Here is a 15,399-nt window from a genome sequence, read left to right as displayed (position 1 = left end):
GTCGGGGCGGTCATGCTCACCCGTGGGGGCCCGGCCCGCCGCCGCGCGCGTCCCGTGCCCCACCGCCGGGTCAGCGGTGCGGTGCGGTGCTGTCGCGTACGGTCAGCCGGGGCTCCAGCAGGGTGGCGTCCGGCACCGGCTCGCCGTGCACCTTACGCATGAGCAGCGACACGGCCTGCTGGCCGACCTCCTCGGCCGGCACGGGCACCGAGGTGAGCCGCGGGCTGGCCTGCTCGGCGAACTGGTCGGGGCAGATCCCGACGACCGACACGTCCTCGGGAACCCGCCGGCCCAGAGTGGGCAGCGTGGCCAGCACCGGGCCGACGGCCGCCTCGTTCTGCACGACCAGCCCGGACAGGTCGGGCCACCGCTCCAGCAGCTCGACCAGTTCCCGGCGGACGGCCGCTGTGCCCTCCTCGCAGGGGCGGACCACGGCGTCCACGCCCAGCCGCGCGGCGGCGTCGACGACGCCGGCCCTGGTCCGGTGCGCGAATCCGGTGCCCCGGTCGTAGACGGCGACGGGGGCACCGAGCAGGGCGATCCGCCGGTGGCCCAGCCCCGCCAGGTGCTCGACGCAGACCTGGCCGGCCCGGTGGAAGTCCAGGTCGACGCAGGTCAGCCCCGTGGCGTCGGCGGGGAAGCCGATCAGCACGCTGGGTCGCCCCAGTTCCCGCAGCAGCGGTACCCGGGAGTCGTGCATCTCCACGTCCATCAGCAGGACCCCGTCGACCATCGCGCTGGCCGCGATGCGGCTCAGCCCGGCGGGGCCCTCGTCGGAGGTGACCAGCAGGACGTCGTGGTCGACGGTGCGGGCGGTGGTCACCACCGCCATGGCGAACTGCATCACCACCGGCACCTGCATCCCGGAGCGCAGCGGCAGCACCAGCGCGACGACGTTGGCCCGTCGGCTGGCCAGGGCGCGCGCCCCGGCGTTCGGGTGGTAGCCGAGCACCCGGATGCTGGCCCGCACCCGGGTCCGGGTCACCTCGGAGATGGCCCGCTTGCCGCTGAGCACGTACGACACCGTGCTGACCGCGACACCGGCGTGCCGGGCGACGTCGGCGATGGTGACCAGGTCGGGGGACTTCACCGGGCGCACCGCCGTCGCCGGGCGGGACCCGGCCCGCTCACCGGGCCTGGCCGGCACCGGAGGCCTCCCTGGCCGGCTCCGCGCCGTCGGCCGCCCGCACCGGCCCGCCGGCCGCGCCCCGGACGGAGAGGGTGCCGACCAGTCGGATGTCGCCCACGGACCGCCCGACCAGCACACTGTGCGGGGCGTCCTCCAGCACGTGCCCGCCGCGCGAGTCGTCCCACCAGCCCAGCTCGGTGGCGCGCAGGCGCAGCCGGACCACCCGCCGCTCGCCCGGGGCGAGGGTGATCCGGGCGTGGTCCCGAAGCTGACGCAGGGGCTGCTTGACCCGGGACCGGCGCTGCCGGGTGTAGAGCTGGACGACCTCCTCGCCGACGCGGGTGCCGCTGTTGGTGACCTCGACGCTCACTTCGACCTCCCCGCCGGCGGTCACCGACGTCGCGCTGAACCGGAGGTCAGCGTAGTCGAACCGGGCGTAGCTCAGCCCGTGGCCGAAGGGGTACAGCGGCTCGCCCCGGTGGTAGAGGTAGGTGGCGTCGGAGCCGATGATGTCGTAGTCGAGCAGGTCGGGCAGGTCCGCTGCGTCGGCGTACCAGGTCTGGGTGAGCCGGCCGCCCGGCTCGGCGTCGCCGAGCAGCACCGAGGCCAACGCCGCCCCGTGCTCCTGGCCGCCGTGCGCGGACCACAGCACCGCCGGCAGGTGGGCGTCGGCCCAGCCGATCGCGTACGGGTAGCTGCTGGTCAGGGCCAGCACGGTCCGGGGGTTGGCGGCGTGCACGGCACGCAGCAGCGCCTCCTGCCCGGCCGGCAGCGCCAGGTCGACCCGGTCCTCGGTCTCCCGCCCGTTGACCATCGGGTGGTTGCCGAGGGCCACGACCGCCACGTCGGCGGCGGCGGCCAACTCGGCGGCCCGGGCGGCGCCGTCGACGAGCAGCTCCACGGCGAACGGGGTGGCCGCGTCCGGGCCGGCCGCGTCGACGCGCAGCCGCCCGTCCGGCCCGACGGCGACGTAGCGGTCGGTGGCGAGGTGACGCAGCAGCACCGTGCCGTTCGGGCCCGGCGCGAACCGGAAGGTCTCCCGGACCACCCAGCCGCCCGGCCCGGGGCTGTCGTTGACGAGGCCGCCGTCGTCGTCGGCCCCGACGTGCCGGCCGTTGGCGACGGCGCGCAGCGCCACCGCCTCCGCGCCCCAGTCGAAGACGTCGAACCAGGTGTCCTCGGTCGCGCTCGGCGCGTCGGCCGCGAGCGGGCCGCCGTCGTCGTCGGCCGTCGCGCGCACGTACCGGCCGCCGGCGCGCAGCGCGATCCGGTCCGCCCCGCTGTGGGTGGTCACCTCGCCCACCGGCCCGGTCAGGGCCGCGTGCAGCGTGACGGCGTACGGCAGGGTGCCGCTGTACCAGTCCGTGTGCACCGTGTCGGCCAGCGGACCGAGCACGGCGAGGCGCAGGCCGGGCGTCGGAGCCAGCGGGAGCAGCCCGTCGTTGCGCAGCAGCACCACCGACTGCCGGGCGGCCTCGCGGGCGAGTTCCCGGTGCGCCGGGCAGTCCACCACGCCCGGGGACACCCCCGCCCACGGGTCGGACTCCGGCGGGTCCAGGTCGCCGAGGCGGGCCCGGACGGACAGGACGCGTCGCGCCGCCCGGTCCACGTCGGCGGCGGTGATCAGGCCGCGTGCCAGCGCCTCGGTGAGCCGTTCGACCGTGGGCCGGGTGTCGGTGTCGTCCTCGGTGAAGCTGTCGATGCCGGCGCGCAGGGCGGCGGCGAACCCGCTGACGTGGTCGGGCAGGTGGGCCTGCGCGCCGGCGATGTTCGTGGCGGCCCCGGCGTCGCCGACCACCATGATCTCGTCGGGGGCCATCCGGCGCAGCTCGGCCGCGAGCAGCGGGCTCAGGTGCGCGGGCACGCCGTTGACCAGGTTGTACGAGGCCATCACGGAGACCGCCGCACCGGCGGCCAGCGGCGCCCGGAACGCCGGTAGCTCGTACTCGTGCAACACCCGTGGCGGCAGGTCGCTGGAGGTGGTGGCCCGGTCGGTCTCGTTGTTGTAGCCCAGGAAGTGCTTGAGCGTCGGCGCGGTGCGCAGCCGGTCCGGGTGCCGGCCGCGCAGGCCGGTGGCGTACGCGGTGGCGAGCCGCCCGGTCAGCCCCGGGTCCTCCGACCAGCCCTCCTCGTTGCGTCCCCAGCGGGGGTCGCGCAGCGGGTTGACCACGGGCGCCCAGACGTTGAGGCCGACCCGTCCGGGGTCGGCGTGGTGCTTGGCGCGCACCTCGTCGCCGACGGCGGCGCCGACGGCCCGCACCAGTTCGGCGTTCCAGCTGCTGGCCAGCCCGATCACCTGGGGAAAGACCGTGGCCGTCCCGAGCCACGCCACCCCGTGCAGCGCCTCGGTGCCGGTGCGGAACGGCCGCAGGCCGAGCCGCTCGACCGGCGCCTGCCACTGGTGCAGCAGCCCGATCTTCTCGGACAGGGTGAGCCGGGCCAGCAGGCCGTCGACGCGTGCGTCGGGGGACGGGCCGGGGGTCCGGCCGATGCTGTCGGTCATGGCGGATCGGATACCTTCCATGGGCAGGCGGTCGCCCGGTCGGCGGGTCGAAGCGCTTCGACGGCCGTCGTGACGAGCGGCATCGCGGTGGTGGTGTGCGGCTGTCGACCCGGATGCGGCGAAGCGCTTCGACAACCTGCGAAAACAAGCCGCCCCGACTGCCCGGACGGGACGGCTGCTCCGAGGTTGGCACCATCGGGGCGACGCGGTCAAGGGCTGGCGGCCGTGGATCGCGGTCGCCGCCAGGTCTCGCCCCGCTCAGCGGGTGGGCAGCCGGCCACTCTCGACGGTGGCCAGCGCGGCGGTCGCGCCCCCGAGCGCGGTCGCCGCCCCGCCCAGGGTCGACGCCTCCAGCCGGCACCCGCCCGCCTGGGGCGCGAGGGTCCGGGCGGCGAGTTCGGCCCGGGCCGCGGGCAGCAGCCACGGCCCCAGCGCCGCGTAGTGGCCCCCGACCAGAACCGCCTCGGGATTGACCAGGTTGGCCAGCAGCGCCACCCCGTGCCCGAGGTGGCGGCCGATCTCGGCCAGCCCGGCCCGCACGGTCGGGTCGTCCTGCCCGGCGAGGGCCCGGATCCGGTCGAGTTCCGGCAGGAAGTCGGTGACCGGCCCGTCCTCGGCGGTGTCGGGCAGCAGCCGGCGCACCACCGCGGGCAGCCCGGTCAGCGCCTCCAGGCAGCCGGCCTGCCCGCAGGCGCAGGCGGGGCCGGCCGGGTCGAGGCTCAGGTGCCCGATCTCGCCGGCGAAGCCCCGCCCGCCGCGCAGCAGCCGACCGTCGGCGATCACCCCGGCGCCGATCCCGGCGCCCCCGGTGAGGTGGACCAGGTTGGCCGCCCCGGCGTGGGCGCCGTGCCGCTGCTCGGCCAGGGCGGCGAGGTTCGCCTCGTTGTCCGCCGTGACGGTGAACTCCGGGTCGCGCAGCGCGGCGCGCAGCGCGGCGGCGAGGGGGACGTCGCGCCAGCCGAGCGCGGGCGACAGCGGCACGCAACCGGCCGTGTCGACCAGGCCGGGAACGCCGACGGTGAGGCCGAGCACGGCCCGCCCCTGGCCGGTGACCCGGGCGACGGCCCGGCGGGCCAGCGCGGCGAGGGCGCGGACCGTCTCGTCCGGCGGGGACGAGGGGGCGGGGAAGGCGCGCCGCCAGGTGAGCAGCCGGTTGCCGCCGAGGTCGACCGCGACCGCCACCAGCTCGTCGACGCCGATCTCCAGACCCAGGGCGGCGTACGGCTCGCCGTCGAGCACGAGCATGGTGGCCGGCCGTCCGACCCGGTGCTCGGTCAGCCCGGTCTCGCGCAGCAGCCGGCGGTCGATCAGCTCGGTGACCAGGCTGGAGACGGTGGCCTTGTTGAGCCCGGTGTGCGCCGCGATGTCGGCCCGGGAGCAGGGGGCATGCACCCGGACGTGTCGCAGCACCACGGCCCGGTTGGCGACCCGCACGTCGCCGAGGTCGGTCGGCTGCGGGTCGTTCTGCCTGCTGATCAAGATCTGCCCGCTCCCTGCGCTGCCGGTGCGATCCCGGTCGGTTCGCGCGTCCATCATCGCGCACCCCGGCGCCCCACCGGACGACCCAGGGCCTCGCCGATGGCGCGGGCGCCGCTCCCTTGTGGGTCGGATCACCGTCGATTAGTTTGTTCGGCTAGTACCCCAACTAATCCTAGCCGGGCGCTCGTGCTCCGCAAGCCCCGCCTGTCAGATGAAGGGAGTGCGCCGTGAAGCCGTCCCTGCCAGGCGCATCCACCGATCGCCGGACCATGCTGCGTCTGCTCGGTCTCGGCACCGCCGCGACGATGGGCGGCGCCACCCTCGCCGGCTGCAGCAAGGAAGCCGGCAGCAAGGGCAGCGCCACCAAGGCCGACGCCATCCGGTCCGTGCTGCCCACCTACAAGTCGGCCGAGGTGCTCAAGCCGGACATCCCGGGGGAGGGGGCGATCCCCGAGGGCTACCTCAAGTACCCCCAGCAGCTCGTCGACGCGGTCACCGAGCAGCCCGGCAGGGGCGGCGGGGCGATCCGCTCCATGAGCCCCTGGTGGGGCCCCACCCCGCCGACCCTGGGCAACAACTCCTACCTGGCGGCGGTCAACGGCAAGCTGGGCGTCGACGTGAACCCGAGCCTGCAGGACGGCACCACGTACGCCGACAAGCTCAACGCCATGCTCGGCGCCCGGGACGTGCCCGACCTGCTCAGCGTGCCGAACTGGGAGGTCGACAAGGTCGCCCGGTTCTCCGACGCGGTCAAGGCGCTGTTCGAGGACCTGACCGACCACCTCAAGGGCGACGCCGCCGCGAAGTACCCGTACCTCGCCGCGCTGCCCACCGGCGCGTGGGAGTACTCGGTCTGGGGCGGGCGGCTGTACGCCGTGCCGTTCCCCACCGACGGCCCGTTCGCCTGGGCGCTGTTCCACCGCAAGGACCTGGTCGACAAGGCGGGCCTGGCCGCCCCGACCTCCCCCGACGAGCTGTACGAGCTGGGGAAGAAGCTCACCGACCCCGGCAAGGGGGTCTGGGCCTTCGGCAGCGTCTTCGACATGGTCCAGCAGTTCTTCGGCTGCCAGCAGACCTGGCGCAAGAAGCCCGGCGGCGGTCTGGAGCACAAGTTCGAGAACCCGGCCTACCGCGCCGCGCTGGAGTTCACCGCCAAGCTGTTCTCCGACGGGCTGGTGCACCCCGACACGGTCTCCAGCAAGGGCGCCGACGAGAAGCAGCTCTTCAAGGCCGGCAAGATCCTGATGTTCCAGGACGGGCTCGGCGCCTGGCAGGGCATGCAGGGCGAGCAGTCCAAGGTGCTGGCGAGCTTCGACATGCAACCGCTGCCGGTGTTCGGGGTGTCCGGCGGTCAGGCCGTCATCTGGGGCAGCGAGAAGCCGGTCTTCTTCACCTTCCTCAAGAAGGGCCTCGGCGCCGCCCGGGTCGACGAGCTGCTGCGGGTGCTCAACTGGTGCGCCGCGCCGTTCGGCAGCCGCGAGTTCGAGCTGCGCGAGTACGGCGTGGAGGGCAAGCACTTCACCCGCGCGGCCGACGGCAGCCCGATCCCGACCGAACTGGGCCGCAAGGAACTGGGCGCCCAGTACACCCACATCGGCGGCCGGGTACCGGTGAAGGTCCGCAGCGGCGACACCCCGAACTTCGTCCAGGCCTACCTCGACTACTACAAGAAGAACATCGGCCTGCTGGAGAAGGACCTGTTCGCCGGGATCAAGCTGGAGTTGCCCGCCAACTGGTCGAAGATCATCCAGCCGACGGAGGACAAGATCCGGGACATCCTGCGCGGCCGCCGCCCGATCGGCGACCTCGACCAGGTGACGAAGGAGTTCCTCGCCTCCGGGGGCGAGGAGGGGCGCGCGTTCTTCGAGAAGGCGCTCGCCGACAACGGCCGATGAGCGGCCCGGGTACCGCCGGCGCGGTCGACGCGCCGGCGGCGGCCGGCGAGGCCCCGCCCCCCGGGCGGCGGGAACCCCGGCGTCCCGCTCGGCCCCGGCCCCGGGCCTCCCTGCGGGCCCGCCTGCGCCGGGACTGGCCGCTGCTGGCGATGACCGCGCCGGCCGCCGCGCTGCTGCTGGTCTTCCACTACCTGCCCACGCTCGGCAACATCATCGCCTTCCAGGACTACAACCCGTTCGTCGGCGACGACCCGGTCGAGGCGTTCCTGTACAGCGAGTGGATCGGCTTCGGCAACTTCGAGGCCCTGTTCTCCGACCCGCTGTTCTGGGACGCCGTGCGCAACACCCTCACCATCACCGCGTTCCAGATCGTGTTCTTCTTCCCGCTGCCGATCCTGCTGGCGATCCTGCTCAACAGCCTGGTCTCCGGCCGGGTGCGCGGCTTCGTGCAGAGCGTCGTCTACCTGCCGCACTTCTTCAGCTGGGTGCTGGTGGTGACGTTCTTCGTGCAGATGCTCGGAGGGGCCGGCCTGCTGGCCCAGGAGATGCGCGAGGCCGGCCTGCAACCGTGGAACGTCATGACCAACCCGGACACCTTCATCGTGCTGGTCACCGCGGAGTCGGTGTGGAAGGACGTCGGCTGGGGCGCGATCGTCTTCCTGGCCGCGCTGTCCGCGATCGATTCCAACCTGTACGAGGCGGCGGCTGCCGACGGGGCCGGTCGGTGGCGGCGGCTGTGGCACATCACCCTGCCCGGCCTGCGCCCGGTGATCGTGCTGCTGCTCATCATGCGGCTGGGCGACGCGCTGTCGGTCGGCTTCGAGCAGTTCATCCTCCAGCGGGAGGCGGTCGGCCGGGACGCCGCGGAGGTGCTCGACACGTTCGTCTATTACCAGGCCATCGCCACCCAGCAGTGGGGGCTCGGCGCCGCTGCCGGGCTGTTCAAGGCCGTGGTCGGGCTGCTCCTCATCGTCACGGCCAACAAGATCGCGCACAGACTCGGCGAGCAGGGGGTGTACTCCAAGTCATGACCACACAGCTCAGTGGCGTCGGGCCGGTGCCGGCGGGTCCACCGGTGGGCGGCCCGCCGCGCACCCGGCGGCGGGGCGCCCGGCGGGCCCCGTGGGAGGAGCCGCCGTCTCCGGTCGGCGTCCTCGGCAAGGGCGTCATGCTCGCCCTGCTCGTCGCGGCCGTGCTCGTGCCCCTGTGGGCGGTGCTGGTGACCAGCCTCGCCTCCCGGGACACGATCGACGCGGCCGGCGGCATGGTGATGGTGCCCCGGGAGATCGACCTGTCGGCGTACCTCACCATCTTCAACGGCGGTCAGATCACCCGGGCCGTCTGGATCAGCACCCTGGTCACCGTGCTCGGCACGACGGTCAGCCTGGTGCTCACCGTCCTCGCCGCGTACGGGCTGGCCCGGCCCGGCTCGGTCGGGCACCGGGGGCTGCTGTTCTTCTTCCTGCTGACCTTCCTCATCTTCCCCGGCCTGGTGCCCAGCTACCTGGTGGTCACCGGCCTGGGGCTCAAGGACAGCATCTGGTCGCTGATCCTGCCCAGCGCGATCAGCGTGTTCAACCTCGTGGTCGTCCGGGCGTTCTTCATGAACGTGCCCGGCGAACTGCTGGACAGCGCCCGCATCGACGGGGCGGGCGAGTTCCGCATCCTCACCCGGATCATGCTGCCGCTGTCGAAGGCGGTGATCGCGGTGGTCGGCCTGTTCTACGCGGTCGGCTACTGGAACGCCTACTTCAACTCGGTGCTCTACATCGACGACAACGACAAGTTCCCGATCCAGCGGGTGTTGCAGAGCTACATCCTGGCCGGCCAGTCGCCGAACGTCTCGGGCGCCTCGATCAGCCTGCCCGGCGTCACGGCGTACCCGCCGACCCTGGCGGTGAAGATGGCCGTGGTGGTGGTGACCGTCGTCCCGGCGGTGATCGTCTACCCGTTCGTGCAGCGGCACTTCACCAAGGGCGTCATCACCGGCGCCGTGAAGGGCTGAACCGGTGAACGGACCGTACGACATGTGGGACGAGGGCCGGCTGCGCTACGGCGGGGACTGGAACCCCGAGCAGTGGCCCGAGCGGGTGTGGCGGGAGGACGTCGACCTCATGCGCCGGGCCCGGGTCAACCTCGTCACGGTCGGCGTGTTCGCCTGGTCCCGCCTCGAACCCGCCCCCGCCCGGTACGACTTCGACTGGCTCGACCGGGCGTTGGACCTGCTGGGCGAGCACGGCATCGCCGCCGCCCTGGCCACCCCGACCGCCTCGCCGCCGCCCTGGTTCTCGCTGGCCCACCCGGGCGCGCTGCCGGTGACCGCCGACGGGGTACGGCTGCACCACGGCAGCCGGGACACCTACTGCGCCGCCGCGCCCGCGTACCGGGGCGCGGCCCGCCGGATCGCCGCCGTCCTCGCCGACCGCTACGCCCACCACCCGGCGCTGGCCCTGTGGCACGTGCACAACGAGTACGGCACCACCTGCCACTGCGAGCACACCGCGACGGCGTTCCGGCGCTGGCTGGCCGCCCGCCACGGCGACCTCGACACGCTCAACGCCGCCTGGGCCACCAGCTTCTGGAGCCAGCACTACTCCGACTGGGCGCAGGTCAGCACTCCCCGGGCCACCCAGTACCTGGCCAACCCCGGGCAACTGCTCGACTTCCGCCGGTTCTGGTCCGACACCCTGCTGGAGGCGTACGCCGAGCAGCGCGACCTGCTGCGGGCGGCGAACCCGGCGGTGCCGGTCACCACCAACTACGTCCTCGGCGACTGGGTGCCGGTGGACCACGCCCGCTGGGCCGCCGAGGTGGACCTGGTGGCCGTCGACCACTATCCGTCCGCCGTGGACGGCGGCGCGGAGGAGCAGACCGCCCTGGCGGCGGACCTGGCCCGGGGCTGGGCCCGGCACGGCGCCCGGCTTCGGACGGTCACCGGCCCCGGCGCGACCGCTGACGGGGGCGCGGGCGGCCGATCGCCCGGTGACGCCGCCGGGGGCGCGGCGTGGCTGCTCATGGAGAGCGCCCCGAACCTGATCTACACCGCCGGGCGGATGCACACCAAGGAGCCCGGCAGGATGGCCCGGCACAGCCTCGCCCACGTCGCCCGGGGCTCGCGCGGCGCGATGTACTTCCAGTGGCGGGCCCCGGCCGGCGGGGCGGAACGCTTCCACTCCGCCCTCGTGCCGCACGCCGGCCCGGACAGCCGGGTGTTCCGGGAGGCCGTCGCCCTCGGCGAGGCCCTGGAGCGGGTCGCCGAGGCCGACGGCGCGACCGTCGAGGCGTCCGTGGCGATCGGCTGGGACGCCGCCTGCGGCTGGGCCCTGCAACACCCCGGCCTGCCCTCGCAGCGGCTCAACCACCACCGGGAGGTGGCGGCGGCGCACCGGGCGCTGTGGCGGGCCGGCTTCGGCTGCGACGTGGTCCTGCCCGGCGATCACCTCGACGGGTACGGGCTGCTCGTCCTTCCCGCCCTCTACCTGGCCTCCGACGCCACCGCCGAGTGGGTCCGGGCGTACGTCCACGGCGGCGGCCACCTCGTGGTGACCTGGCTCAGCGGGGTCGCCGACGAGCACGCCCGGGTCCGCACCGGCGGCTACCCCGGGGCGTTCCGCGACGTCCTCGGCGTCCGGGTGGAGGAGTTCCACCCCCTCGCCGACGACGACGAGCTCCCCCTGACCGGGGGCGGGACCGGCCGGATCTGGACCGAGACGGTCCGGCTCGCCGGGGCCGAGCCGGTCCGGGCGTACGCGGGCGGGGTGCTCGCCGGGCAGCCGGCCGTGACCCGCCACCGGTACGGGGCCGGCACCGCCTGGTACGTCTCCACCCGCCCCGACGACGAGACCTACGGCCGGCTGCTCACCGACGCCGCCCTCGCCGCCGGCGCGGCCCCGACCTGCCCGGCCGCCCCCGCCGGGGTGGAGGCGGTCCGCCGCCGCTCCGCCCGGGGGAGCTGGCTGTTCCTGCTCAACCACACCGACCGCCCGCGCCGGGTGCCGGCCGCCGGGGTGGAGTTGCTCACCGGCGCGGCAATCGACACCGCCGTGGAGGTGCCGGCCGGGGGAGCCGCCGTGGTCCGGGAGGCGGCCCCCGGACGCTGACCCTGGCCCGGCTGGTCGTCAGCCGCGCCCCGCCGTGATCGTCTGTCGATTTGTGAGACGACACGCCGGGCGAGTTCTCCAGTAACAGCAGATGATCATGGAGAGCCACGAACGGGGAGTACGTCCAGCGGCGCGGGGCGCGGTCAGGCCCGTCGGCGGGACTGGGGTCAGCCGGGCGGCCAGGCGGCCGGGATGCGTTCCAGCAGCCTGCCGGCGAACACGTCGCGCAGCCCGAGCGGCTTGAGGTGGACGTACCCGATGTGGCAGTCGCAGACCGCGTTGACGCACGTGCGGGGGCGCAGCGCGGCCCGCCACGACCCGTCGTACAGGTTGCCGATCGGCTCCTGGACGAAGTGGCAGCGGCGCACCGTGCCGTCGCCGAGCACGGAGATCGCCGTCTCCCCGGCGTGGCACGGCCGGTCCAGGGACAGGTGCGGGCGCACGCTGTAGCCGAACAGCGGGTCCAGCGCCGTCCAGGTCGCCTCCTCGGCGGCGTCGTAGCGGCGGCCCTCGGCGGCGTTCACCCACAGGTACACCTCGGGCGGCAGCGCGGCGCGCAGGGCCCGCGCCTCGTCGAGGTGCTCCGGCAGGCCGACCACCCCGACGGAGAACCGGACCCCCAGCTCCGCCAGCCGCGCGCAGCGGGCCAGGAAACGTTCCCGGGTGACCTGCCCCGGGTGGTACGTCGTCCACAGCGCCGCCCGGGCCGGGTCGGCGTCGGCCAGCCAGTCCACCCGGGCGGCCAGGTTGGTCTGGATGACCACCCGGTCGACGTGCGGCAGGTGCGACAGCGTCACCATGGCGTCCCGGTACCAGCGGCGGGTCAGCCCCTCGCCCCACGGGGTGAACAGCACCGACAGCCGCACGTCGGTGCTGGTGGCCACCCAGCCGGTGAACCGGGCGAGCGCCGCCCGGTCCTCGGCCAGCAGCTCCGGCGGGTCGCGCCGCTTCGCGAACGGGCAGTACGGGCAGTCGTAGTTGCAGCTCGCCAGGGGCCCCCGGTAGAGGATCGCCAGGCCCGTCGCCCCGCCACGCTGACCGGCCGGGTTCACCGCGGCACGTACCCGGTCATCGCGCTGCGCACCTGCGCGGAGGTCAGCCACGGGCCGACCGCGTCGGAGCGGGCCAGCCCCGCCGGGGTGAGCCGCAGCCCGCCGTCGGCGGCCCAGCCCCGGTCCACCAGCCGCCCCAGCTCGGGGAAGTCCTCGCCGGGCGGGCGGCCGAACCGGGCCCGGTAGGCGACCGGGTCCACCCCCTCGGCACGCAGCAGCGACTTGAGCAGCCAGCGGCGGCGCTGCTCGGCGTCGTCGAGGGTGAACCCGAACTCGGCGAACCGGAAGTCGTCGGCCGGCCGGGCCAGGTAGTCGTCGAGCACCACCCGCACCTCGGACACGCTCACCGCGTAGTCGAACGAGTAGTGCAGGCCCGTGGTGTAGGAGCGCGCGCCGCAGCCCAGCCCCACCATCCCGTCGTCCTGGCAGCAGTAGTCCGGGCCGTCCGGCGCCGGCACGTCGGCCCGGCGGAACTGCCGCATCGACTCCTGGCGGTACCCGGCCGCGCCGAGGGCGTCCACCGCCTGCTCGTACAGGGCGAGCCGCTGCGCGTCCCAGTCCGCCCGGCCGTGCGCCCGCCGGCCCAGCCCGGTCAGCGGTCGCACGTAGAGCGGGTAGAGGTACAGCTCCTCCGGCCGCCACGCGAGGGCCGCGTCCAGGCTCTGCCGCCAGGTGCCGGCGGTCTGCCCGTCGATGCCGTAGATCAGGTCGACGTTGAGCACCGGGATCCGCGCGTCGCGGATCGCGCCGAGGGCGGCCTCCACCTCCGTGCGGCGCTGTGGCCGGCCGGCGGCGCGGGCCTCGACGTCGAGGAAGCTCTGCACCCCCATGCTCACCCTGGTGGTGCCGTGCGCGGCGAGCACCGCGAGCCGGTCCGGCGTCGCGGTGGCCGGCGACGTCTCCACCGACAGCGGTACGCCGGGCAGCCGCGCCCCGAGCGTGGACGTGGCGATGTCGAACAGCTCGGTCAGCTCGTCGGCGGTCAGGTAGGTCGGCGTGCCGCCGCCGAGGGCCGTGCGGGCGTACCCGGCGTCGCCGCCGAGCGCGTCAGCCACCCGCTGGGCCTGCCGGCGTAGCTGCCGCAGGTACGCGGTGACCTGCTCGGCGGGGGCGTTGGCCCGGGTGAACAGGTTGCAGAATCCGCACCGCATCTCGCAGAACGGCAGGTGGACGTAGAGGAAGAGCGCGTCGCGTGCCTCGGCCCGCCACACGTCGGCCAGCGGTGGCCGGGGCCGCAGCGCCCGGTACGAGGTCTTGTGCGGGTACGCGTACAGGTACTGCTGGTACGGCGAGCCGTCGAGGCCCGTGTCGGTGCTGGTCACCATTCTCCCGGTTGCAGGATGAAGTGGGCGTACGGGACCGTCCACACCACGTCGTGGCCGATCCGGTGGCCGGTGTGGCCGTCCTCCCCGTACGCCGTGCCGTGGTCGGAGCAGATGATCGTGAACACCGGCCGGCTGCGCCCGGTGAGCAGGGCGAACAGTCGGCCGAGGCGGCTGTCGACGTACTCCAGGGCGGCGGCGTGGCTGGCGCGGTCGTCGTGCTCGGCGCCGGGGACGTAGTGCCGGTTGGGCTGGTGCAGCGCCGCGACGTTGAGGAACGTGAAAAGCGGTTGGCGCGCGGGGACCCGGGGCAGCACCTCGGCCAGCCGGTCGAGCTGAGCGTCCAGGCAGGTGGGGGAGGTGACCCCGAACTCCGGCTCCCAGTGCGCCTCGGCGAACAGGCCGGGCAGCACCGCCCCGAGCGGGCTGCGCCGGTTGAAGAACCCCACCCCGCCCAGGCAGAGGGTGTGGTAATCCTCCCCGGCGAGGGCGGTCGGCAGGTCCGGAGCGTCGAACACCCAGGTGTCGGAGCCTGCGGTCTCACTGCCGGGGAACGCCGCCGCGTACAGCCGCTCGTGCCGGCCCGGGGTGACCGGGGTGGGCAGGAAGCCGGCGAAGAACGCGTGGTGCGCGGCGTAGGTGAAGCTGGCGGGGGAGTGCCGGCGCTCCCACCGGCCGCCCGGCAGCGCCCGCGCGAGCTGCGGGGTGCGCCCGGCTGCGGCCAGCGCGTCGGCCACGTCCCAGCGCAGCGTGTCCAGGGTGACCAGGCAGATGTCGTGACCGCCGATCAGGCTCCGCACGCGACCACCTCCCGCCCGGCCGGGCCCGGCTGCCCCACCGGCTGCCCGGCCCGCGCCCCGGCCGCCCGCCAACGGTCCCACCGGCCGCTGGTCAGGGCGTGCACCTGCTCGGCGTAGGTGTCCCGGCCGTCGACCAAGACCCCGGGCAGGAGGTCCCCGAACGCGTTGACCTCCGCCACCGCGTGCCGCCGCCAGCCGAGCAGGAACATCAGGTCCACGCCGACGTGCAGGCTGCGCGGGAAGCACGCCGCGGCCCGCTCGCAGGTCTCCATCGCCGCCGACCACGCCGCGGGCCCGGCGGCGTCCCGCAGCTCGGCCAGGTCGCCGCGTGCGTTGCCCAGGTGCAGGTTCGTCATCGGCCCCCGGGCGGCGCGCACCACCGCGTGGCTGGGCCGGCCGGCGACCACCACCACCCGCAGGTCGACGACCCGGTCGCCGAGCCCCGCCTTGGGCAGCCACCGCTCCACGTGCAGCCCCTCCGGGGCGAGCCGGTCGACGAGCGCGGCGACGGTGGCCTCGTCGTCGTAGTGGCGTACCTTCAGCGAGTTGAACAGGCCGTCCGGGGCCACCTCGATCGGGGTGACCGCCCGGATCCGGCCGGGACCGACCGCGAGGGCGATCACCCCCGCCGCCGACGAGCCGTGCGCGGGCTTGACGAACACCCGCGCCCAGCCCGCCTCCGCCATCGCCGCGCGCAGGCCCGCGTACCCGTCGACCGGGGGCAGCGCGCCCGGCACCGCAACCCCGGCGGCGGACAGCAGGGCGTGGCAGCGGCGCTTGTCGCACAGCGCGGCCACGTCGGCCGGGTCGTTGAGCAGCTCCGCGCCGCCGGCGGCGACCCGGCCGAGGCCGCCGACCAGCCCCGCGTACGTGTCGGCGAGGCCGATCAGTTCGCCGTGCCGGGCCGGGCCGCCTGCCCGACGCAGCAGCCGGTCCACCTCCGGGTCCTCGCCGGGGGAGTCGACGCGCACCAGTGCGCCCGCCGGCGGCGGTGCCGCGCCGGTGAGCACGTCGACCCAGGGCAGCACCGCAGGCCGGGGCAGGCCGGCGGCCAGCACGGCCCGGGTGAACAGGCCGACGCGCCGGTTGTCGGGGTTGCCGACGACGGTCAGCCGCATG

Annotated in this window: 11 protein-coding genes; 4 read left to right on the top strand and 7 right to left on the bottom strand. The window is 74.8% G+C overall.

Annotated elements, in window-relative coordinates:
- Positions 1-70: 70 nt before the first annotated feature.
- The 3 genes from ACFYZF_RS08775 to ACFYZF_RS08765 form a co-directional block, all read right to left on the bottom strand.
- Entirely contained in the window at positions 71-1,075 is a 1,005-nt protein-coding gene (locus ACFYZF_RS08775) for a LacI family DNA-binding transcriptional regulator (RefSeq protein WP_387018371.1), read from the bottom strand.
- A gap of 52 nt (positions 1,076-1,127) precedes the next feature.
- Complete coding sequence (locus ACFYZF_RS08770; RefSeq protein ID WP_387017372.1) at positions 1,128-3,632, bottom strand: glycoside hydrolase family 3 C-terminal domain-containing protein; 2,505 nt, start codon at positions 3,630-3,632, stop codon at positions 1,128-1,130.
- A 258-nt stretch (positions 3,633-3,890) separates the two neighbouring features.
- Positions 3,891-5,111 (bottom strand): ROK family protein, encoded by a 1,221-nt coding sequence (locus ACFYZF_RS08765; protein WP_387017370.1) that lies wholly within the window; start codon positions 5,109-5,111, stop codon positions 3,891-3,893.
- Between the two features lie 227 nt (positions 5,112-5,338).
- On the opposite strand from ACFYZF_RS08765, the gene ACFYZF_RS08760 reads away from it, so the two are divergent.
- Genes ACFYZF_RS08760 through ACFYZF_RS08745 form a run of 4 tightly spaced genes read left to right on the top strand, consistent with a single transcriptional unit; the run spans position 5,339 to position 11,106 of the window.
- Positions 5,339-7,006: an extracellular solute-binding protein gene (locus ACFYZF_RS08760; protein WP_387017368.1), complete on the top strand. Its 1,668-nt coding sequence runs from the start codon at positions 5,339-5,341 to the stop codon at positions 7,004-7,006.
- Positions 7,003-8,037 (top strand): ABC transporter permease, encoded by a 1,035-nt coding sequence (locus ACFYZF_RS08755; RefSeq protein WP_387017367.1) that lies wholly within the window; start codon positions 7,003-7,005, stop codon positions 8,035-8,037. Before ACFYZF_RS08760 ends, ACFYZF_RS08755 begins: the two co-directional genes overlap by 4 nt.
- The gene (locus tag ACFYZF_RS08750) at positions 8,034-9,011 is read left to right on the top strand and encodes a carbohydrate ABC transporter permease (protein WP_387017365.1); all 978 of its coding nucleotides are present in this window, start codon (positions 8,034-8,036) and stop codon (positions 9,009-9,011) included. The genes ACFYZF_RS08755 and ACFYZF_RS08750 overlap by 4 nt, the downstream gene beginning before the upstream one ends.
- Positions 9,012-9,033: 22 nt before the next feature.
- A complete protein-coding gene (locus ACFYZF_RS08745; protein ID WP_387018369.1) occupies positions 9,034-11,106 on the top strand; it encodes a beta-galactosidase in 2,073 nt (690 codons plus the stop codon).
- Between the two features lie 167 nt (positions 11,107-11,273).
- Here the strand turns inward: ACFYZF_RS08745 and ACFYZF_RS08740 are convergent, their stop codons facing one another.
- The 4 genes from ACFYZF_RS08740 to ACFYZF_RS08725 are packed head-to-tail and all read right to left on the bottom strand — an operon-like array spanning position 11,274 to position 15,398.
- Positions 11,274-12,158, bottom strand: a complete 885-nt coding sequence (locus ACFYZF_RS08740; RefSeq protein WP_387017363.1) for an STM4011 family radical SAM protein — start codon at positions 12,156-12,158, stop codon at positions 11,274-11,276.
- The gene (locus tag ACFYZF_RS08735; RefSeq protein WP_387017362.1) at positions 12,155-13,480 is read right to left on the bottom strand and encodes an STM4012 family radical SAM protein; all 1,326 of its coding nucleotides are present in this window, start codon (positions 13,478-13,480) and stop codon (positions 12,155-12,157) included. Before ACFYZF_RS08735 ends, ACFYZF_RS08740 begins: the two co-directional genes overlap by 4 nt.
- A complete protein-coding gene (locus ACFYZF_RS08730; protein ID WP_387017360.1) occupies positions 13,477-14,280 on the bottom strand; it encodes an STM4013/SEN3800 family hydrolase in 804 nt (267 codons plus the stop codon). The genes ACFYZF_RS08735 and ACFYZF_RS08730 overlap by 4 nt, the downstream gene beginning before the upstream one ends.
- Complete coding sequence (locus tag ACFYZF_RS08725) at positions 14,268-15,398, bottom strand: STM4014 family protein (protein ID WP_387017358.1); 1,131 nt, start codon at positions 15,396-15,398, stop codon at positions 14,268-14,270. The genes ACFYZF_RS08730 and ACFYZF_RS08725 overlap by 13 nt, the downstream gene beginning before the upstream one ends.
- Between the last annotated feature and the right edge of the window lies 1 nt (position 15,399).

Origin of the sequence: Micromonospora sp. NPDC001898, assembly GCF_042891255.1 — a bacterium.
GTDB lineage: Bacteria > Actinomycetota > Actinomycetes > Mycobacteriales > Micromonosporaceae > Micromonospora.
The sequence above is the reverse complement of the archived record's forward strand: the minus strand, read 5'-3'. Positions and strand labels throughout refer to the sequence as shown.